Here is a 20165-nt window from a genome sequence, read left to right on the forward strand (position 1 = left end):
CCGGTGCGGTATCAGGGTCCACCCTGATGCGCCCCCGGGCGCGATCGTGCCACGATCGAAGATGTGCAGCCGATTCCGCGTGTCCAGGTCCCGGGTGAGGTGACCCATCCTCGCCTCGAGCGCCGTGTCGGTGGTCGGGTGATCGGCGGTGTCGCCGGTGGCGTTGCCGACCATCTCGGGGTCGACGTCTTCAAGGTCCGGGTCGCGTTCGTCCTGCTCGGTGGGCTCGCGGGTGCGGGCATCGTCGCCTACGGACTGCTGTGGATCTTCACCCCACCCGGCAGCGACACCGAACGGCCGAGTCCCGCCGAACGGCGCAGGGCCCTCGGCCTCGCTGTGCTCGGCCTTGCCCTGTCCGGGGGACTGGCCCTGCTGGTCAGCGGCACCGCAGCGGAGGTGCTCGTCCCGGTCGCGGTGGTGGCCGTCGGCGCGGCCCTTGTCTGGCGCGAGTACGACTCGAATGGGCCCCGCTCGGTGTTCGGGCTGCCGCAGGGGTCGACGGTGCTCACCTGGGCGCGGGTGCTCGGCGGGATCTCCCTGATCGTGCTGGGCCTCGGCGTCGTGGTGCTCGCCCAGGTGGACCTGGCGTCGCTGCAGTCGTCGCTGCTCGCCGCCGTCGTCACCCTCGTCGGCATCGGGTTGCTCACCGTCCCGCTGTGGCTGCGACTGTGGCGGGACCTCGGCAAGGAGCGGGCGGCCCGCATCCGCAACGAGGAACGCGAGGAGATCGCCTCGCACCTACACGATTCCGTCCTCCAGACCCTCGCGCTGATTCAGAAGCAGTCGGACCGCCCGCAGGAGGTGCTGCGGCTTGCCCGTGGGCAGGAACGCGAACTGCGTCGATGGTTGTTCGGTGAGGGGGAGGCCGCGCACGCCAGCCTCGCCGAGGCACTGCGCACCATCGCCGGTGAGGTCGAGGACCAGCACGGCATCGCGGTGCAGACCGTGACCGTCGGCGATGTGCGACTCGACGTCCCCGAGGAGGAATCGGGTCTGCCGAAGGAGGCCGTTGCTGCCGTCCTCGGTGCCACCAGGGAGGCGCTGGTCAACGCCGCCAAGCATTCCGGCGAGTCCACCGTCGACCTGTTCGCGGAGGCGGAGGCCACTCAGGTCAATGTGTACGTGCGCGACCGTGGCGTCGGCTTCGACCCGGCCGCGATCCCCACCGATCGGCAGGGGCTGGCGAAGTCGATCCGGGCGCGGGTCGAGCGTCGCGGCGGCGACGTCTCCGTGGAGTCCGCGATCGGACGCGGAACCGAGATCCGGATCGGGATGCCGTTGGGTGGTCCGGAAACCGGCGACGACGCTGACCTAGAGTGGTCGAAGCAGGCCGAACCCCCGAGCAGCAGCGCAACCCCGAAGGAGCAGTACAGGTGACGTCGTCCGCAGGGCCCGGGGTGGGCACCCCGGGCACCGCCTTTCGGGTGTTCCTGGTCGACGATCACGCGGTCTTCCGTTCCGGGGTGCGTGCCGAACTCGCGTCGGAGCCCGACATCGAGGTGGTCGGTGAGGCGGGCGGGGTCGCGGAGGCCGTCGCGGGCATCAACGCGTCAACGCCGGACGTGGTGCTGCTCGACGTGCACATGCCGGATGGCGGTGGGGTTGCCGTGCTGCGGGCGATCGAGCCCGGCCCGGTGTGCCTGGCGCTGAGCGTCTCCGACGCAGCGGAGGACGTGATCGCGGTGATCCGTTCGGGTGCCAGGGGCTACGTGACGAAGACGATCTCCGGGCACGAACTCGCCGACGGGGTGCGCAGGGTCGCGGGCGGGGACGCGGTGTTCAGTCCGCGGCTTGCCGGTTTCGTTCTGGACTCCTTCACCGGACGGTCGACGGCACCGGAGCCGCCGCTCGATCCCGAACTGGATTCACTGACCCCTCGGGAACTCGAGGTGCTTCGTTTGCTTGCCCGCGGCTACACGTACCGCGAGATTGCCGAGACGCTGGTGATCTCGGTGAAGACGGTGGAGACCCATGCATCGAACGTGCTTCGAAAGACGCAGCAGTCCAACCGGAATGCCCTGACGCGCTGGGCGCATCGCCGCCGGATCGAGTGACGCCGGACCGGCTGCCGCCGGAGCCGCGTTGCCATCGCGGTCAGGCGACGAGCGCGACGACCAGGATCACGATCAGCAGGGCCGCGACGACCAGCGCCGCGATCAGCGGGACCGGGATGCCGGGGCCGGGGCGCTTCGGCTCGAACGCCGGTGGTTGCGGACGTTGCTGACTCGGCCGGTGCACGGACTGCAGGGGCACCGGTTGCGGGACGGCAGTCAGCCCGCCGGAGGTGCTCGACGGGAGGCGGCGGCCGGGCCGGGGCGATCCGCCCGATGCGCCCCGACGAGCCCAGAACGGAACCGTCCCGTCCGGCTCCCGCAGCGGCGCGTCGAGGACGTAGGCGATCCCGTTGTCGGTTCCTGCGGCACTGCGCGCCAACAGATCCCGGGCCTCGATCATCGTGGGGCGCCGCGCCGGATCGGGTTCGAGCATGCGCAGCAGCACGTCAGTGAGGGCGCCGCTGCGGACCGGACGCATGATCTCGGCCTTGGCGACCCGGTGCAGCAGCGCACGGGTGTCCTCGTCGATGCCGAACGGCGGCTGCCCCTCGGTCGCGGTGAACAGTGTTGCGCCGAGCGAGAATACGTCCGACGCCTCGGTTGGATCGGCGCCGCGGGCCACCTCGGGCGCGAAGAAGGCGGGGGTGCCCGCGATCACCGAGCTGCGGGCGGTCTGGTCCTCGCCGCGCGCGCGGGAGATGCCGAAGTCGCTGATCTTGACGGTGCCCGCGTCGGGGCCGCGGTCGGCGATCAGGATGTTGCCCGGTTTGACGTCGCGGTGGATGATGCCCGCGGCGTGCGCCTCGGCGAGGGCGGCGGCCACCTGCGCGCCGATCTGGGCGACCTGCGGCGGGGGCAGCGTCTCGGTGACGCCGAGTGCCTGCGCGAGGCTGCGGGAGGGCATGTACTCCATCACCAGCCACGGATCGTCGCCCTCAAGGGTGACGTCGTACATGGCGATGGCGTGCGGGTGGGACAGGCGCGCGGCAAGCCTGCCCTCACGCATGGCGCGGGCCCGGACCTCGGCGGCGCCCTCGGGGGTGAGGTCGTCGGGAAAGCTGATCTGCTTGAGGGCGATCTCGCGGTCGAGGAGGGTGTCGGTGGCCAGCCAGACCGACCCCATGCCGCCGCCGCCGAGTTTCGAGCGCAGGCGGTGCCGGCCGGCCACCAAATGGTCCGGTCCGACGATGCGCTGCCCCTGATCCGCCACACCGTGAGGGTAGTCGACCCGCCGACGGCGCCCGCGTTCGGAGCCGTGAGCAGCGGTTATCTCACGCCTTGACGGGGTCGACGGAGTCGGCTTTACTGAGCATGTTCGAATAAATGTTCGATAATGTTCTGGTATCTGCTGGCCCCGCGTCTTCCCCACGGTGGTGCCACGGCCTCGTGAGTCGTGTGTCGAGTTGCGTGCGTGGACGGAGTTGGAGTGGTGGGTGGGACGGGTCTCGCCGCCGACCTGGCCGGGTTGTCCCGGCAGGAGCGGCTCGAGCAGTTGCGGCGGCGGATGGCAGCGGTGCCTGCACGGGGCGAATCGGTGGCGGCTCGACCGGATCCCGTTTCCGGGTCTGATGGGCGCGGCCGTCCGGTGCTCCCGGTGCCGTCGGTGCTGGCGGGCCTGCTGCCGCACGGGGGGCTCCCGCGCGGGTCGGTGGTCACCGTTGCGGGTGCTGGCTCCCTACTCGTTGGGTTGCTGGCCGAGGTGACGGCCTCCGGTGGGAACGCGGCGGTGATCGGTCAGCCCCGTCTCGGGCTGCTTGCCGCGGCCGAGATGGGTGCCGAACTCGGCAGGCTGGCGGTGATCCCCGACCCGGGACCGGATCCCGTCGAGGTGGCGGCGGTGCTGCTCGACGGGCTGGATCTGGTGGTGCTGGGACTCGGCGGGATGGTGGTGCCGCCGTCGCGGGCCCGGGCCGTGGTGGCCCGGGCCAGGAGCAAGGGCGCAACGCTGGTGGTCGCCGGTGGGCGGTGGAGCGGGGCGGAGATACGGCTCGACGCCACCATCCGAGGCTACGACGGGCTGGGAGGCGGAACCGGACGGCTGCGCGGGCTGCGACTCGCTGTCGGCGCCGAGGGGCGGGCCTTCGGGCGGCGGACCGCGTGCGTCGACCTCTGCCCCGGCCGGGGCAGGGTGGAGTGGACCGCCGGGGCCGATGTCGCGCGGCGCAGGCCGGAGTTCGAAGGCGGCGTGGCGTGAGCGCCGGGGGATCGCGGGTCCTTGCGCTGTGGTGCGCGGACTGGCCCGCCGTCGCCGCCGCCGCGACCGCGGACCTGTCGCCCGCCGAACCGGTGGCGGTGATGTCCGGGAACCGGGTCGTCGCGTGCTCGGCGACCGCGCGAGCCGAGGGCGTCACGCCCGGCCTGCGGAGACGGGACGCGCAGGCGCGGTGCCCGCGGCTGCACGTGCTGGCCGCGGACGACGGCCGCGACGCCCGGGTATTCGAGCCGGTGGCGGCCGCGGTGGACGCGGCGGCGCCCGGGGTGGAGGTGCTGCGCCCCGGACTGCTGGTTCTCGCCGCAGGCGGGCTCGCCAGGTACTTCGGGTCGGAGGAGGCCGCTGCCGAACGGTTGGTCGACGAGGTGGCGGCGGTCGGGGTGGAGTGTCAGGTCGGTGTCGCGGACGAGTTGTCCACCGCGGTCGTCGCGGCCCGGCGGTCGGCGCTGGTGCCGCCGGGGTCGGGGGCGCGCTTCCTCGCGCCGCTTCCGATCGGGGAACTCGCCGCCGAGCCCGCCTTGGCGGCCGGGAGCCGTGCCGACCTGGTCGACCTGCTGCACCGGCTCGGGGTGCGAACGGTGGGGGCGTTTGCCGCGCTGACCCCGGTCGCGGTGGCCTCCCGGTTCGGCGCGGACGCGGTCGCCGCGCACCGCGGCGCCCGCGCCGAACCGGAGCGTCCGCCGTCGGCGCGGCCGTTGCCGCCGGATCTGGAGGTGGAGATGCGGTGCGATCCGCCGGTCGACCGGGTGGACGCGGCGGCCTTCGCGGGTCGCGCATTGGCGCAGCGCCTGCACGGGCGGTTGGCGGCGGCGTCGGTGTCCTGCACGCGCCTGGCGGTTCATGCGAGCACCGTTCGGGGAGAACATTTTTCGCGAACATGGCGGTGCGCGGAACCGCTGACGCCGGACGGAACGGCGGACCGGGTGCGCTGGCAACTGGACGGCTGGCTGACCGGACGCAGCGGATCCCGGCCCACCGCGGGCATCGACCTGTTGCAGCTGGAGCCGGTGGAGGTGGTGCCCACCGGGGCGCTGCAACTCGGATTGTGGGGCGGGGTCGGTGCGGAGGACGACCGCGCTCGCCGCGCGTTGACACGGGTGCAGGGGCTGCTCGGCGGGGACGCGGTACGCATCGGGGTGCTCAGCGGCGGACGCGGCCCCGCGGAACGGGTCACGGTGGTGTCCCTCGGGGACGAGATGGTGCCGGACGCCGATCCGGCCGCGCCCTGGCCGGGGCGGCTGCCCGAACCGGCACCCACCGCGGTGCTGCCGATCCCCCCGCGGGTGGTGCTCGAGAGCGTCGACGGGGTCCCGGTGACGGTGACCGAGCGCGGTGAGTTCGGTGCCAACCCCGCCAGGCTGCGCTGGGGGGACCACAGTTGGGCCCTGCTCGGCCACGCGGGTCCCTGGTCGGTGGACGAGCGGTGGTGGGACCGGTCGACGGCGCGTCGGGTGGCGCGGGCGCAGGTACTGCTCGGGCAGGGGGCCGGGAGCGGGGCGGGCGCGCCGCGAGCGCTGCTGGTGCTGTACGACGGGACCGGGTGGTGCGTGGAGGGGGTGTACGAGTGAGCGGAACCGGGCTCGGTGCTGTTGCGGCATACCCGCAGGGGGTTCATCCTCGTGGCATGGACTCCGAGCACGCCGGACATGCGGGGCACGGCGACCACGCCGATCACGCAGCCCGGTTCGGTCGGCTGTTCTGGATCATGCTCGTGCTCGCGGTCCCGGTCGTCCTTGCCAACGCGATGTTCGCGGACCTCGTCGGGTACACGCTGCCGCACGACGGGCCGGTCACCTGGATCTCCCCGCTGCTCGGCACGGTGATGTACCTGTGGGGCGGCCGCCCCTTCCTCGCCGGTGCCGTCGACGAGATCAGGGCCCACCAACCCGGCATGATGCTGCTGATCGCGCTGGCCATCACCGTCGCCTTCGTCGCGTCCTGGGGTGCGACCCTCGGACTGCTCGCCCACGATCTCGACTTCTGGTGGGAGCTGGCGCTTCTCATCGTGATCATGCTGCTCGGCCATTGGATCGAGATGCGTTCGCTCGGGCAGGCGTCGAGTGCACTTGACTCGTTGGCGGCACTGCTGCCCGACGAGGCCGAACGACTCGGAGCCGACGGCAGCACCGACACCGTGCCCCTGACGGCACTGCGCGCGGACGACCTGGTGATCGTCCGGCCCGGTGGGCGGGTGCCCGCGGACGGGACCGTCGTCGACGGCGCGGCCGACGTCGACGAGTCGATGATCACCGGCGAGTCCGTCACCGTCCGCCGCGCCGTCGGGGACCGGGTCGTCGCAGGCACCGTCACCACCGATTCGGCGCTGCGGGTGCGGGTCACGGCGATCGGGGAGGACACCGCGCTCGCCGGGATCCGGCGCCTGGTCGCCGAGGCGCAGACCTCGACCTCCCGCGCCCAGGTCCTCGCGGACCGGGCCGCAGGCTGGTTGTTCTGGTTCGCGCTGGGGGCCGCGCTGCTCACCGCCGCGACCTGGCTGCTGCTCGGTCAGCCGGAGTCCGCCGTCACCCGCACCATCACCGTCCTGGTCATCGCGTGCCCGCACGCGCTCGGACTCGCGATCCCGCTGGTGGTGTCCATCGCCACCGAACGCGCGGCGCGGGGCGGGGTGCTGATCACCGACCGCCGCGCACTCGAGGCCATGCGGACCGTGGATGCGGTGCTGTTCGACAAGACCGGAACCCTCACCCGGGGCGAACCCGCGGTCGTCGAGGTGGTGCCCGCGCCAGGCAGCACCCCGGACGAGGTGGTCGCGGCGGCCGCCGCGGTCGAGCGGGACAGCGAACACCCGCTGGGGCGCGCCATCGTCGCCGCGGCCGACGAGCGGGGACTGCCCGCGGCGGCGGCGTCGGACTTCCGGGCGCGCAACGGGGTCGGGGTCACCGCCGTCGTCGGCGGCGCGACCGTCAGCGTCGGCGGCCCCGGCATGCTCGCCGCGCATGGGATCGCGGCGCAGCACGTTGCGCCGACGGCCTCGGGCGCGACGGTGCTGCAGGTGATCCGGGGCGACGCCGTGATCGGGGCACTGGCGCTGGCCGACGCGGTCCGCCCGGAGTCGCGGCAGGCGATCGACGCGCTGCACGCCCGCGGGGTGCACGTCGCGATGATCACCGGGGACGCGCAGGCGGTGGCGGATGCCGTCGCGGCGGACCTGGGTATCGACGAGGTATTCGCGGGCGTGCTCCCCGAGGACAAGGGCGCCAAGGTCACGGCGCTGCAGCAGGCGGGGCACACCGTGGCCGTGGTCGGTGACGGCGTCAACGACGCGCCCGCGTTGGCACAGGCCGACGTCGGTCTCGCGATCGGCGCGGGCACCGACGTCGCGATCGCCTCGGCCGGGGTGGTGCTCGCCGGGGACGACCCGCGGTCCGTGCTGTCGGTCATCGAGCTCTCCACCGCCACCTACCGCAAGATGATCCAGAACCTCACCTGGGCGGCCGGATACAACCTGATCGCGGTGCCGCTCGCGGCCGGTGTCCTCGCACCGTGGGGGATCACGATGCCGATGGAGGTGGGGGCGTTGCTGATGTCGGCGTCCACGGTGGTCGTTGCGCTCAACGCCCAGCTGCTGCGGCGTCTCGACCTGCGACCCGGCGTCGCCGCGCGGGGGACTACCCTCTCCCCGGGAACATGAGCACTGCGAAGGACAGGTCCGATTCGATGACGGCGACGGCAACGGCCACCCTCGGCGGTGTCGACATCCACTACCGGGACACCGGCGGCGCCGATCCCGCGCCGGTCCTGCTCGTGCACGGCATGGGCGGCGACGGCCGCACCTGGGACCGCTTCACCCGCACCCTGATCGGCCGCGGCCGTCGCGTGGTCGCCGCGGACCTGCGCGGGCACGGCCGCAGCGCCCACGCCCCCAGCTACCTGTTCCGCGAGTTCGGCGCCGATCTGCTTGCCCTGTGCGACCACCTCGCGCTGGACCGGGTGGACATCGTCGGGCACTCCCTCGGCGGGCACGCGGCGTCCCTCGTCGCGCAGTCCCGGCCCGCTCTGGTGCGGCGGTTGGTGCTCGAGGAGGCGCCGGTGCCGCTGCGACCGGGGGAGCAGATGGGGCCGCTGGCCCGGCACCTGCCGTCACCGGTGGAACTGTGGCACGCCGCGACCAGCATGGTGCGCAGCCCCCGCGCGACGCTGGCGTTCGACCGATCCATGACCGGCGGAATGCTGACCCAGTTCCACGCCCCGCACCCCGACTGGTGGGAGGCGCTGCCGTCGATCACCGCTTCGACCCTGCTCGTCACCGGCGGGCCGAGGGGCATGGTGGACCCCGCGCGGCTCGCCGCCGCGCTCGCCGCCATTCCCGACAGCAGGACCGTGACGATCGAGGTCGGGCACAGCGTGCACCGCGACCGGCACCGCGAGTTCGCGACGACGGTGGGGCGTTTCCTCGGCCGCTGAGGCGGTACCTGCTCGATCACCGCACGGCCGGGCACAATGGCGGGGTGAGCCAGGGCCCGATGACCGACGACACCACCGCGACCGTACTCGGGTCGGGCACCTGCGCCGCGCTGTCCGCGGTCGACGAGCCGCTGCCCGGCACCGCAGCGCAGGTGACGGCGTGGCTGTGCCTCGAGCATCCGGGTCCATGGGGTCGGGACGTGTTCTCCGGGGAGGCGTTCGGCCCGGAGTTGTCCGCGCGGCTGCAGGAACGGACCGAGCGGGCCGGGGTCCGGCTGATGTTGATCCGGAGGCCGGGTCGCACCGTCCACCGCGGCAGGCGCACGGTGCTGTTCGCCCGGTCCGCACCGGACGGCAGCTGGTGCGCACGGGTCGAGGTGGACGGTCCAGCAGACCTCCTCGACCTCGACCTGGCCGCCACCCCAGCCCCGCCCGGGTGGGGGACCGCGGTCACCGACCCCGTCGCGCTGGTGTGCGCGCACGGGAAACGCGACCAGTGCTGCGCGGTATTGGGTCGACCCGTCGCGGCGGAACTGGTCGCCGGGTTCGGTGACGCGGTGTGGGAGTGCTCGCACACCGGCGGGCACCGGTTCGCGCCGTCGATGATCGTGCTGCCCACCGGCTACACCTACGGCAGGCTCGGCCCGGCGGGGTCCGTCGCCGCGGTGACCGCCGCGGCCCGCGGCGAGGTCTCCCTGCCGGGGTTGCGGGGTCGCAGCTGCTGGACGCAGGCGGGGCAGGTCGCGGAGATCGCGGTCCGGCAGCGGGTGCCCGCAGGCGCCGCGGACCTGACGGTGGACGAGTCCGGCGCGGCACCGGTGGTGCGGCATCGCGACGGCCGATCCTGGGAGGTGACGGTCGACGGCGTCGACCTGCCGCCGCGCCCGGCGAGCTGCGGCGCCGCGGCCAAGCCGGTGCGTGCGCTCGTCGCCGGGGCAGTGCACGACCTCCCGCGCTGAGCGCCGCGACCGGACCGGGTCACCAGTGGGTGCCGGGAACTAGCCGGGCCAGCCTGCGGCAGGCGCGGGCCGCCGCCGACCGTCGGTGCCGCTCCGCGGCGCGGACCGGGGACCGCGTGTCCGGCGCCGCCGGCGCCTGCCCCCGTGCGGCGGGGGAATCGGGGTACGCCAGGTACAGCCGGTGCAGGATCCGATCCTTCGTGGCGGGCGCGAACAGGTTGCCGAACTCGCCGAGGGTGCCGAGGGGAACGTCGATGCGCTTGGGTCGTTCGACCAGCGCGCGCACGACCATCGCGGCGGCGTGCCCCGGGCTGAGCACCCGTCCGACGTTCGCCCTGCCGGACGGAGCGATCATCGGCGTGTGCACCAACGGCATGTGGATGGTGGTGAACGTGATTCCGTCCGACAGGGTTTCGGCGGCAACGGTGTCGGTAAACCCGTCCAGTGCCGACTTGCTCGCAACGTACGCCGAGAAGCGAGGCGTGCGACCCTGCACGCCGGCGGTGCTGATGTTGACGATGTGGCCGAAACGCCGGTCGCGCATCCCGGGGAGCAGCGCGAGGACCAGGCGCACCGCCCCGAAGTAGTTGACGGCCATCGTGCGTTCGTAGTCGTGGACGCGGCCGGTCGAGGCGTACACGCCGCGCCGGATCGAGCGGCCCGCGTTGTTGACCAGCATGTCGACGTGGTCGTGGTCGGCGAGGATGCGGGCGACGGTCGCGGTCACGGCGGCGTCGTCGGTGAGGTCGCACGGATAGCCGTGCGCGTCGCCGCCCGCGTCGCGGATCTCGGTGACCGTCGCGTCGAGATCCGCAGCGCCGCGGGCGATCAGCAGCACCCGTGCGCCCTTCGCCGCGACCGCGGTCGCCGTGGCCCGACCGATTCCCGACGATCCGCCGGTGATCAGCACGTGCCTGCCGACGAGGGGGCCCGCGGGGTCGGGTCTGCGGTGCCTGTCCGGATCGAGATGGCCCCGCCAGTAGCGCCAGAGGGTGTCGGCGTAGGACCCGAACGGGGGGACGGTGATGCCGGTGCCGTGCAGGGCGGCGCGGGTCGCGGTGGAGTCGAAGGTGGTGGGCAGGGCGAGGTGGTCGAGAATGACCGGCGGGATGCCGAGTCGGCGCAGCGCCTCGTTGCGGGCGGCGGTCGCGGCGTGGCCCGGCGGCCGCAGTACCGGTGCGGCAACCAGCGCGGGCAGGTCCGCGACCGGGTGCGGGGCGCCCGCGGCGGCCGCGAGTGCGGCGTAGATCTCCCGGATCGGCTGGGGCCGCGGGTTCACCAGGTGGAAGACCTCGCCGTCGCGGCCCGGTGTCATCATCAACTCCACGACTGCGTGCGCCACGTAGTCGACCGGAACGATGTTGGTGGCACCGAGATTCGGGACCGCGACCGGGAGCCGGGCGGGCAGCGCCGCCAGCGCCGCGATGGTCGGGAACAGGTAGTACGGGCCGTCGACCTTGTCCATCTCGCCGGTGACCGAGTCCCCGACCACCGCCGCGGGCCGGTAGATCCGCCACGCGGCGCCGCGGTCCCGGACCAGCTTCTCGGCCTCGAATTTGGTGCGGTGATACGGGGTGGGGAAGGACTGGCCGAGGTCGAAATCGGCCTCGGTGAACGTGCCCCGGTGGTCACCGGCCACCGCGATCGAGGAGACGTGGTGCAGGGTGGCGCCCAGTCGATCGGCCAGGTCGATCACGGCGCGGGTGCCGTCGACGTTCGTCGCGGCCTGCTCGTCGCCTGCCGTCAGGTCGTAGATCGCGCCGAGGTGCAGGAGATGGTCGGCGGCGGGCGGCGGCGAACCGAGGCCGAGGCCGGGCGCGGTGAGATCACCGACCAGCGGGTGGATCCGGTCGCCGCCCAGCCAGCCCGCGGCCAGGTCGGTGAGCCGGTCGACGGACCCGGCCCGGACCAGGACGTGGATCCGGGCATCGGGCACCCGCGCGAGCAGCAGGGGCAGGATGTGGCGGCCGAGGAAGCCGGTGCCGCCGGTCACGAGGAAGGTCGGCATCGGCGCTCCTTCTGTGCGGGCAGGATGCCGCTAACTTACTCCATAGTCAGATGCGGGGGAAGGTTCGCGAACCCACCGGTCAGTGCCCGATGCCGACCTTCGCGTGGACCTTCCGCATCCACGCCGGTGCCCACCAGTTGGCCTCGCCCATCAGCTTCACCAGCGACGGCACCAGCAGCATCCGCACGACGGTCGCGTCGACGATCAGCGCGATGATCATGCCGACCCCGAGGAACCGCATGATCGACAGGCCCGACAGGGTGAAGGCGCCGGTGACGATGATCAGCAGGGCCGCCGCCGCGGTCACGATCCGGCCGGTGCGGGCGGTGCCGACCCGGACCGCTTCCTCGGTGCTCGCCCCGTTCGCGCGGGCCTCGACCATCCGCGACATCAGGAACACCTCGTAGTCGGTGGACAGCCCGAACACCACCGCGAGGATCAGCACCACGAACGTCGGTTCGAGGGGGTTCGGGGTCACCCCGAGCAGGCCCGCCCCGTACCCCAATTGGAAGATCCAGGTCAGCAGGCCGAACGTTGCGGCAAGGCTCAGGCCCGCCATCGCGACCGCCTTCAACGGCAGCACCACCGAGCCGAACGCAAGGAACAGCAGCACCAGCGTCGAGACCACCATGATCGCGATCATCAGCGGCAGGTGGGCGACGATCGAGGAGTTGGTGTCCTCGGTCAGCGCGGCGCCGCCACCGACCATCACGTCGGTGCCGGGCGGCGGTGTGATCGCCCGCAGGTCCCGCACCGCGTCGGCCGGGTCGACGTCGTTGCTGAAGGTGGCATTCAGCACCGACACGTCGCCGGTGGTCGCGGCGAGCTTCACCTGCGCGATGCCGTCGACGTCGCGGACCGCACGGCCGAACTCGGCAAGCTGGGGGGTGGTCGGCGGTGCGCCGTCCTCGCCGCGCAGCAGCACGCTCGCGCCGTCGCCCATGGAGGTGAACTCGGTGGCGAGGGTCTCGGTGGCGACGCGCGCCGGGTCCCCGGTCGGGAGCACCGTGTAGGTGACCTCACCGAGCGCGACCCGCAGCAGCGGGGACGCGAGCACCAGCAGGCCCGCGACGATGGTGACGGAGAAGAAGACCGGCCTGCGCATCACCCCGGTCACCACCCGCGACCAGAACCGCGCCGCCCGTTCCTCGCCGCGTTCGACGGCGCCGCGCCGCCACGCCAGCGCGTTGACCCGGCGGCCGAGGATCGCGAGCAGCGCGGGCACCGCGGTCAGCGACAGCAGCGCCGCGCTGGTCACTGCCGCGATCGCCCCGAAGCCGAGGGACCGGATCACCGGCTGCGGGAACACCAGCATCCCGGCGAACGCGCACGCGAGCAGGAGGCCGGAGAACAGCACCGTGCGGCCCGCGGTGAGGACGGTGCGTCGCACGGCGGCGGCGGGGTCGCTGCCCGCCGCGAGTTCCTCGCGGAAGCGGCTGACGATGAACAGGCCGTAGTCGATGGCCAGTCCGAGGCCGAGGAGGGACGCGACGTTCAACGCGAACGAGGAGACCTCGGTGATCTCGGTGAGCAGTCGCAGCGTGCCGAGCGCACTGAACACCGTGAGGATGCCGACGAACACCGGGATCGCGGCGGCGGTGACGGTGCCGAAGATCAGCACCAGCAGCAGCAGGGTGATCGGAAGGGCGATCGCCTCCGCCTTCACCAGGTCCTGCTGCAGGTGCTGGTTGAAGGCGTGCGCCACGAGGGTGCCGCCCGCGAACTGGGCGTCGATGCCGGGTGGGCTCAGCGACGCGGCCATCGCGTCCAGGTCGCTCAGCGTCGGGCCAGCGTCCCAGTCGACGAACACCGTCGCGAGGGCCTTCGTGCCGTCCTCGGACAGCAGTTGTCGCGCGGTCGCGGAATCCACCGACCAGTACGAGGTGACCGATCGCGTCGGCCAGGTCTGCTGGAAGTCGGCGAGGGTGCGCTGCACCTCGGGACCGATGTCCGCGGCCGTCCGACCGTCGGGAATCGTGTAGATCGCGACGATGTCGGGGGACTGCGGGCCGAGTTCCCTGCTGATCAGCGTGCCGACCTGTGCTGCTTCGCTGTTCGGGTCGAAATAGCCCTCCTGGCTCATCTTCCCGAATACCCCGAGGCCCCAGACGCCCGCGGCGAGCACCGCGAGCACCGCGAGTGCCAGCACCCACCATTTCCTCGCAACGACGAATGCGGCCCAGCGTGTCATGAAGTGGTGTCCTCGGGGGGTCGTGTGGTCGGCGGCGCCACGACTTTACAGACGTGACCGGCTGCCGGGGGCGCCGCCGAATGTGGTCTGGCGCACTGCCCGGGATCGGGGGACAGTGGACGGGTGGACCTCCCCGGCACGATGACCGGTTGGCGGGTGCGCGAGCCCGGACCGATGCGCGGCAGGCCGCTCGCGCGATTGACGATGCCGGTGCCGGATCCGGGACCCGACGAGTTGCTCCTCCGGGTGCGGGTGTGCGGGGTGTGCCGGACCGACCTGCATGTCGTGGAGGGGGACCTGGCGGTGCATGGGCCCTCCGTGGTCCCCGGTCACGAGGTGGTCGGGGAGATCGTGGCGTGGGGTGATCGGGTCGGTGCTCGTTACGGCCTTGGCGATCGGGTCGGGATCGGGTGGCTGCGCGGCACCTGCGGTGGGTGCCGGTATTGCCTGCGGGGCGACGAGAACCTGTGCCCCGACTCGCGGTACACCGGATGGGACGTCGACGGCGGGTACGCCCAGTACGCCGTCGTGCCCGCGGCCTTCGCGCACCGGTTGCCGGACGGCTACCTCGACGAGGAGGTGGCCCCGCTGCTGTGTGCGGGGATCATCGGCTACCGGGCGCTGCGGTGCGCTGCCGTCCCGGACGGCGGACGGCTGGGGATCTACGGGTTCGGCGGCAGCGCCCACCTGGCCGCGCAGGTCGCGTTGGCTCGCGGCGTCGAGGTGCACGTGATGACGCGCGGTGATCGGGCCAAGCGGCTGGCGCTCGACCTTGGGGTGGCGTCCGTGCAGGGAGCGGCGGATCCGCCGCCGGTGCCGCTGGATTCGGCGATCCTGTTCGCGCCGGTGGGTGCCCTGGTGCCCGCCGCGCTGGCCGCACTCGATAGGGGCGGCACCCTCGCAGTCGCGGGCATCCATCTGACTGACGTGCCGCGGCTGAACTATCGAAACCACCTATTCCAGGAGCGGACGCTGCGGTCGGTCACCGCGAACACCCGCGACGACGCCCGCGAGTTCCTCGACTTCGCGGCCGGTCATCGGCTGCGGGTCACCGCCAACGCCTACGCCCTCGACGAGGCCGACCGCGCGCTCACCGATCTGAAGGAGGGGCGCGTCGTCGGCGCCGCGGTGCTGATTACCGGTTGACCCATCCCGCCGCCCCGTGCAAAATAGAACGCATGTTCGAAGCGCTTCCCCGCTTCGGGTTCGCCGACGGTTGTCCCGTCGGCGGAAACCGAACGGGAGGAGTGCACGGTGGGATGGCACAACGGTCCGCCGACCTGGTCGGAGCTGGAGCGGGTGCTCTCGGGGCGGCCGGGGCGCACCCCGCCCGAGGCCATGCACCCCGGCGACGGCAGCGACAGCCCGGCGTGGTCACGCAAGCGCGGCGCCTATCGGGCAGGCGGGATCGCCCCCGGGCCGGGGCCGGTCGTGCCCTACGCCGAACTGCACGCGCACTCCGCGTTCAGCTTCCTCGACGGCGCGGCGCAGCCGGAGGAGATGGTGGAGGAGGCGGTCCGGCTCGGCCTCGAGTCGATCGCGCTGACCGACCACGACGGCCTCTACGGCGTGGTCCGGTTCGCCGAGGCGGCCAAGGAGTTGCGGATGCGGACCGTCTTCGGCGCCGAACTGTCCCTCCCCGCGCAGGGTGCCGGGTCCGCGCCGCCGCGCACCGGGGTGCCGGACCCGGGCGGGAACCATCTGCTGGTGCTGGCCAGGGGGCGAGAGGGGTACCGGCGGCTGTCCCGGCAGATCGCCGCCGCGCACCTGGCCGGGGGGACTAAGGGGAAGCCGACCTACGACCTAGACGAGCTCACCGAGGCCGCCGGTGGGCACTGGCAGATCCTCACCGGGTGCCGCAAGGGGCACGTGCGTGCGGCGCTCGCATCCGGGGGAGTGTCCGCTGCCGAGGCCGAAGTGCGCGGCCTGGTCGAGAGATTCGGCGCGGACCGGGTGGCCGTCGAGTTGACCGTTCACGGGGTTGCCGAGGACGGGGAGCGCAACGCCGCGCTCGCGGATCTGGCCCGCCGCTGCGGGCTTCCCGTGGTCGCGACCACCGCCGCGCACTTCGCCGGACCCGACCGGGGGCGGCTCGCGATGGCGATGGCGGCGGTCCGCGCCAGGCAGTCCCTCGACGAGGCCGCCGGATGGCTCGCCCCCACCGGCGGCGCGCACCTGCGCTCCGGGGCCGAGATGGCCCGCCTGTTCGCCGACCACCCGTCTGCGGTCCCGACCGCGGCCGACCTCGGGCGGGAGTGCGCATTCGACCTCGCGCTCATCGCGCCGAAGCTGCCGCCGTTCGACGTGCCCGACGGGCACACCGAGGACACCTGGCTTCGGGAACTGGCGCTGTCCGGTGCCCGGCGCCGCTACGGCGCACCGGCCGACCGCCCCGATGCCTACCGGCAGATCGACCACGAACTGGGAATCGTTGCGCAACTGGGGTTCCCGGGCTACTTCCTGGTGGTGCACGACATCGTGTCGTTCTGCAAGCGCAGCGACATCCTCTGCCAGGGCCGGGGCTCGGCGGCCAATTCGGCGGTCTGCTACGCCATCGGCATCACCAACGTGGACCCGGTCGGCAACAAACTGCTCTTCGAGCGGTTCCTGTCCCCGGAGCGGGACGGCCCGCCGGACATCGACGTGGACATCGAGTCGGACCGGCGGGAGGAGGCCATCCAGTACGTCTACCACCGGTACGGCCGCGAGTACGCCGCGCAGGTCGCCAACGTCATCACCTATCGCGGGAAGATGGCGGTCCGGGACATGGCCCGAGCCCTCGGCTACTCGCCGGGGCAGCAGGACGCGTGGAGCAAGCAGGTCAGCCGGTGGAGCGGCGTGAAGGACGAGGTAGGAACAGATATTCCGCCCGCCGTCCTCGACCTGGCCGGTCAGATCGAGGGCTTCCCCCGGCATCTCGGCATCCACTCCGGCGGCATGGTGATCTGCGACCGGCCGATCGCGGACGTGTGCCCGGTCGAGTGGGCGCGGATGGAGAACCGCAGCGTCCTGCAGTGGGACAAGGACGACTGCGCTGCGGTGGGGCTGGTCAAGTTCGACCTGCTCGGCCTCGGCATGCTGTCCGCGCTGCACTACATGATCGACCTGGTCGCCGAGCACAAGAACGTCGAGGTGGACCTCGCGCACCTGGACCTGTCCGAGGCCGCCGTCTACGAGATGCTGTGCCGCGCCGACTCGGTCGGCGTGTTCCAGGTGGAGTCCCGGGCCCAGATGGCGACGCTGCCGCGGCTGAAGCCCCGCACGTTCTACGACCTGGTGGTGGAGGTGGCGCTGATCCGGCCGGGCCCGATTCAGGGCGGCTCGGTGCACCCCTACATCCGGCGCCGCAACGGCCGCGAACCCGTCACCTACGACCACCCCAGCCTGGAGCGCTCGCTGAGCCGGACCCTGGGGGTGCCGCTGTTTCAGGAACAGTTGATGCAGATGGCCGTCGACGTGGCCGGGTTCACCGCGGCGGAGGCCGACCGGCTGCGGCGGGCGATGGGATCGAAACGGTCCCCGCAGAAGATGGAACGGCTCCGCGGCAGGCTGTACGAGGGCATGCGCGAGCTGCACGGCATCACCGGGGAGGTCGCCGACCGGATATACGAGAAGCTGTACGCCTTCGCGAATTTCGGTTTCCCCGAGAGTCATTCGCAGTCGTTCGCGGCGCTGGTGTTCTATTCGGCGTGGTTCAAGCTGCACCACCCCGCGGCCTTCTGTGCCGGGCTGCTGCGCGCCCAGCCGATGGGGTTCTATTCGCCGCAGTCCCTGGTCGCCGACGCCCGCAGGCACGGGGTGGTGGTGCACGGCCCGGACGTCAACGCCTCCGGAGCCAACGCCGGCCTGGAGGGCGGGGGTGCCGAGGTCCGGCTCGGGCTGGGGGCGGTGCGGCACATCGGTACCGCGCTGGCGGAGCGGATCGTCACGGCGCGACAGGAGGGCGGGCCGTACGCGTCCCTGCTCGACCTCACCGGACGGGTGGAACTGACTACCGCGCAGGCGGAGTCGCTGGCCACGGCGGGTGCCCTTGCCGGTGTCGCCGGGACCCGCAGGCAGGCGCTGTGGGCGGCGGGGGCGGCGGCGGGCGAACGACCCGACCGGCTGCCCGGCACCGGCGCCTCGGTGCTTGCGCCGACGCTGCCCGGAATGAGCGACGTGGAGCTGGCCGCCGCCGACGTGTGGGCGACCGGAATCTCCCCGGACTCCTACCCGACCCAGTTCCTGCGGCCGCAGCTCGATGCGCTCGGCGTGGTCCCGGCGGCGCGGCTGCTGTCGGTGCCGGACGGGGACCGGGTGCTCGTCGGCGGCGCGGTCACGCACCGGCAGCGGCCAGCCACCGCGGCGGGGGTGACCTTCATCAACCTCGAGGACGAGACCGGGATGGTCAACGTGGTCTGCTCGGTGGGGTTGTGGGCGCGGTACCGCACCCTCGCGCACACCGCGCCTGCGCTGCTGGTGCGCGGGCGGGTGCAGAACGCGGAGGGCGCGGTGACGGTGGTCGCGGACCGGTTGCAGCGGATGGACCTGCGGATGACGGGGAAATCCCGGGACTTCCGGTGACCCGCGCCACCTCGACGCCGGGCGGGGAACACGCCTCGACCCGTCGCCGTTCAGATACCCCAGGGGGTATGGTGTGGTGAACGAGCGAAGGGAGTCGACGTGAAGGTCGTCATCGTGGGTGGGGTCGCCGGTGGAATGTCCGCCGCGACCCGGTTGCGCCGACTGAACGAGGACGCGCGGATCGTGGTGTTCGAGCGGGGCGCGCACGTCTCGTTCGCGAACTGCGGCCTGCCGTACTACGCGGGCGGGGTGATTGAGGAGCGTGACGCCCTGCTGCTGCAGACGCCCGAGTCGCTCGCCGCCCGCTTCGACCTCGACGTGCGCGTGCACACCGAGGTGACCGCCGTCGACCCCACCGCGCGGACCGTCACCGTCCGCGACCTGCGCACCGGCGCCGAGGCCGTCGAGTCGTACGACGAGCTGGTGCTCAGCCCCGGCGCGAGCCCGATCGTCCCCGACCTGCCGGGTGTAGGGCGTGCCCTGGTGCTGCGCGACGTCGACGACGTCGACCGCCTCGTTGCCGCGCTGGATTCCGCCGCGGGCAGCGCGGTGATCGTCGGTGCGGGCTTCATCGGGGTCGAGCTGGCCGAGAATCTGCGCCGCCGCGACCTGGACGTCACGCTCGTCGAGCTCGCCGACCAGGTGCTCGCCCCGCTCGACCCGGAGATGGCGGCGCCCGTCGCGGACGAGTTGCGGGCCAACGGGGTGCGGATCGAACTCGGCACCCAGGTCGTCTCGATCGGCGCCGACGACGTGACCCTGGCCGATGGTCGGGTCCTCCCGGCCGAGGTGGTGGTGATGGCGATCGGCGTCCGTCCCGAATCCGGGCTCGCGGTCGCGGCCGGGATCGCCGTCGGCCCGCGTGGCGGCATCGCGGTCGACGACCGGATGCGCACCTCCGCCGACCGCGTATACGCGGTCGGTGACGCGGTGGAGAAGATCGACGCGGTGTCCGGGCAGGCCGGCCTCGTTCCGCTGGCCAACCCGGCGAACCGGCAGGGCAGGCTCGTTGCGGACGTCATCTCCGGGTTGCCGGTGCGTCCGCGTCCCGTCGTCGGGACCGCGATCGTCGGCGTGTTCGCGCTGATGGCCGCGGCCGTCGGCTGGAACGAGAAGCGGCTGCGTGCCGCAGGTCGGCCGTACCGGGCGATCCACACCCACCCGCAGTCGCACGCCGGGTACTACCCGGGTGCCGAGGGCATGTCGCTCAAGCTGCTCGTCGACCCGGATACCGACACGATCCTCGGCGCCCAGGGCGTCGGCGGCGACGGGGTGGACAAGCGCATCGACGTGATCGCGACCGCAATGGTCGGCGGCATCACTGCATCCGAGCTCGCCGATCTCGAGCTGGCGTACGCGCCGCAGTTCGGGTCGGCGAAGGATCCGGTGAACATGCTCGGCTACGTCGCGGACAACCTGCGTGCCGGCACCGCCGCCACGATCCAGTGGCACGAACTCGACGCCGCGCTGGCGGCCGGGGCCACGCTCGTCGACGTGCGCACCCCCGCGGAGTTCGCGACCGGGTCGATCCCCGGGGCGGTGAACATCGAACTCGACGCGCTGCGGTCGCGGGCCGGCGAGCTGCCTGTCGGGGAGATCGTCGTGCACTGCCAGGTCGGCCAGCGCGGGCACACCGCGGCCCGGCTGCTGCGTCAGCTCGGCCGCGACGTCCGCAACCTGGACGGCGGCTACCGCACCTGGCTCGCCGGCCGGTCACGCACCGACATCCTGGTCTGAGTCGCGAGGCAGCCCC

13 protein-coding genes are annotated in these 20165 nt (G+C 72.7%); 10 read left to right on the top strand and 3 right to left on the bottom strand.

The window, feature by feature from the left end:
* Positions 1-63 precede the first annotated feature (63 nt).
* Together ACFWQG_RS02370 and ACFWQG_RS02375 are read left to right on the top strand one after the other, a co-directional pair.
* The gene (locus ACFWQG_RS02370) at positions 64-1377 is read left to right on the top strand and encodes a PspC domain-containing protein (protein WP_378505947.1); all 1314 of its coding nucleotides are present in this window, start codon (positions 64-66) and stop codon (positions 1375-1377) included.
* Complete coding sequence (locus tag ACFWQG_RS02375) at positions 1374-2054, top strand: response regulator (RefSeq protein ID WP_378505948.1); 681 nt, start codon at positions 1374-1376, stop codon at positions 2052-2054. Before ACFWQG_RS02370 ends, ACFWQG_RS02375 begins: the two co-directional genes overlap by 4 nt.
* Positions 2055-2094: 40 nt before the next feature.
* Here ACFWQG_RS02375 and ACFWQG_RS02380 read toward each other — a convergent pair whose 3' ends face one another.
* On the bottom strand, positions 2095-3264 hold the full coding sequence (locus ACFWQG_RS02380; protein ID WP_378505949.1) for a serine/threonine-protein kinase: 1170 nt from the start codon (positions 3262-3264) through the stop codon (positions 2095-2097).
* 219 nt (positions 3265-3483) lie between these two features.
* On the opposite strand from ACFWQG_RS02380, the gene ACFWQG_RS02385 reads away from it, so the two are divergent.
* Genes ACFWQG_RS02385 through ACFWQG_RS02405 form a run of 5 tightly spaced genes read left to right on the top strand, consistent with a single transcriptional unit; the run spans position 3484 to position 9650 of the window.
* Complete coding sequence (locus ACFWQG_RS02385; RefSeq protein ID WP_378505950.1) at positions 3484-4248, top strand: hypothetical protein; 765 nt, start codon at positions 3484-3486, stop codon at positions 4246-4248.
* The gene (locus ACFWQG_RS02390; protein ID WP_378505951.1) at positions 4245-5834 is read left to right on the top strand and encodes a DNA polymerase Y family protein; all 1590 of its coding nucleotides are present in this window, start codon (positions 4245-4247) and stop codon (positions 5832-5834) included. Before ACFWQG_RS02385 ends, ACFWQG_RS02390 begins: the two co-directional genes overlap by 4 nt.
* Positions 5835-5890: 56 nt before the next feature.
* On the top strand, positions 5891-7918 hold the full coding sequence (locus ACFWQG_RS02395; protein ID WP_378505952.1) for a heavy metal translocating P-type ATPase: 2028 nt from the start codon (positions 5891-5893) through the stop codon (positions 7916-7918).
* Complete coding sequence (locus ACFWQG_RS02400) at positions 7915-8691, top strand: alpha/beta fold hydrolase (protein WP_378505953.1); 777 nt, start codon at positions 7915-7917, stop codon at positions 8689-8691. The genes ACFWQG_RS02395 and ACFWQG_RS02400 overlap by 4 nt, the downstream gene beginning before the upstream one ends.
* A 59-nt stretch (positions 8692-8750) precedes the next feature.
* Positions 8751-9650, top strand: coding sequence for a sucrase ferredoxin (locus tag ACFWQG_RS02405; protein ID WP_378506057.1), 900 nt, complete (start codon positions 8751-8753; stop codon positions 9648-9650).
* Between the two features lie 19 nt (positions 9651-9669).
* Here the strand turns inward: ACFWQG_RS02405 and ACFWQG_RS02410 are convergent, their stop codons facing one another.
* Positions 9670-11658 carry an SDR family oxidoreductase gene (locus ACFWQG_RS02410; protein WP_378505954.1) on the bottom strand — a complete coding sequence of 663 codons (1989 nt, stop codon included), beginning with the start codon at positions 11656-11658 and terminating at the stop codon, positions 9670-9672.
* Positions 11659-11737: 79 nt separating this feature from the next.
* Positions 11738-13849, bottom strand: a complete 2112-nt coding sequence (locus tag ACFWQG_RS02415) for an MMPL family transporter (protein ID WP_378505955.1) — start codon at positions 13847-13849, stop codon at positions 11738-11740.
* 141 nt (positions 13850-13990) lie between these two features.
* Here ACFWQG_RS02415 and ACFWQG_RS02420 point away from each other — a divergent pair, with 141 nt between their 5' ends.
* The 3 genes from ACFWQG_RS02420 (at position 13991) to ACFWQG_RS02430 (ending at position 20149) form a co-directional block, all read left to right on the top strand.
* Complete coding sequence (locus tag ACFWQG_RS02420) at positions 13991-14995, top strand: zinc-binding alcohol dehydrogenase family protein (RefSeq protein ID WP_378506058.1); 1005 nt, start codon at positions 13991-13993, stop codon at positions 14993-14995.
* A 108-nt stretch (positions 14996-15103) separates the two neighbouring features.
* A complete protein-coding gene (locus tag ACFWQG_RS02425; RefSeq protein WP_378505956.1) occupies positions 15104-18412 on the top strand; it encodes an error-prone DNA polymerase in 3309 nt (1102 codons plus the stop codon).
* Between the two features lie 99 nt (positions 18413-18511).
* Positions 18512-20149 (top strand): FAD-dependent oxidoreductase, encoded by a 1638-nt coding sequence (locus tag ACFWQG_RS02430; protein ID WP_378505957.1) that lies wholly within the window; start codon positions 18512-18514, stop codon positions 20147-20149.
* Positions 20150-20165 lie beyond the last annotated feature (16 nt).

Origin of the sequence: Rhodococcus sp. NPDC058532 (assembly GCF_042719255.1) — a bacterium.
GTDB lineage: Bacteria > Actinomycetota > Actinomycetes > Mycobacteriales > Mycobacteriaceae > Rhodococcus_G.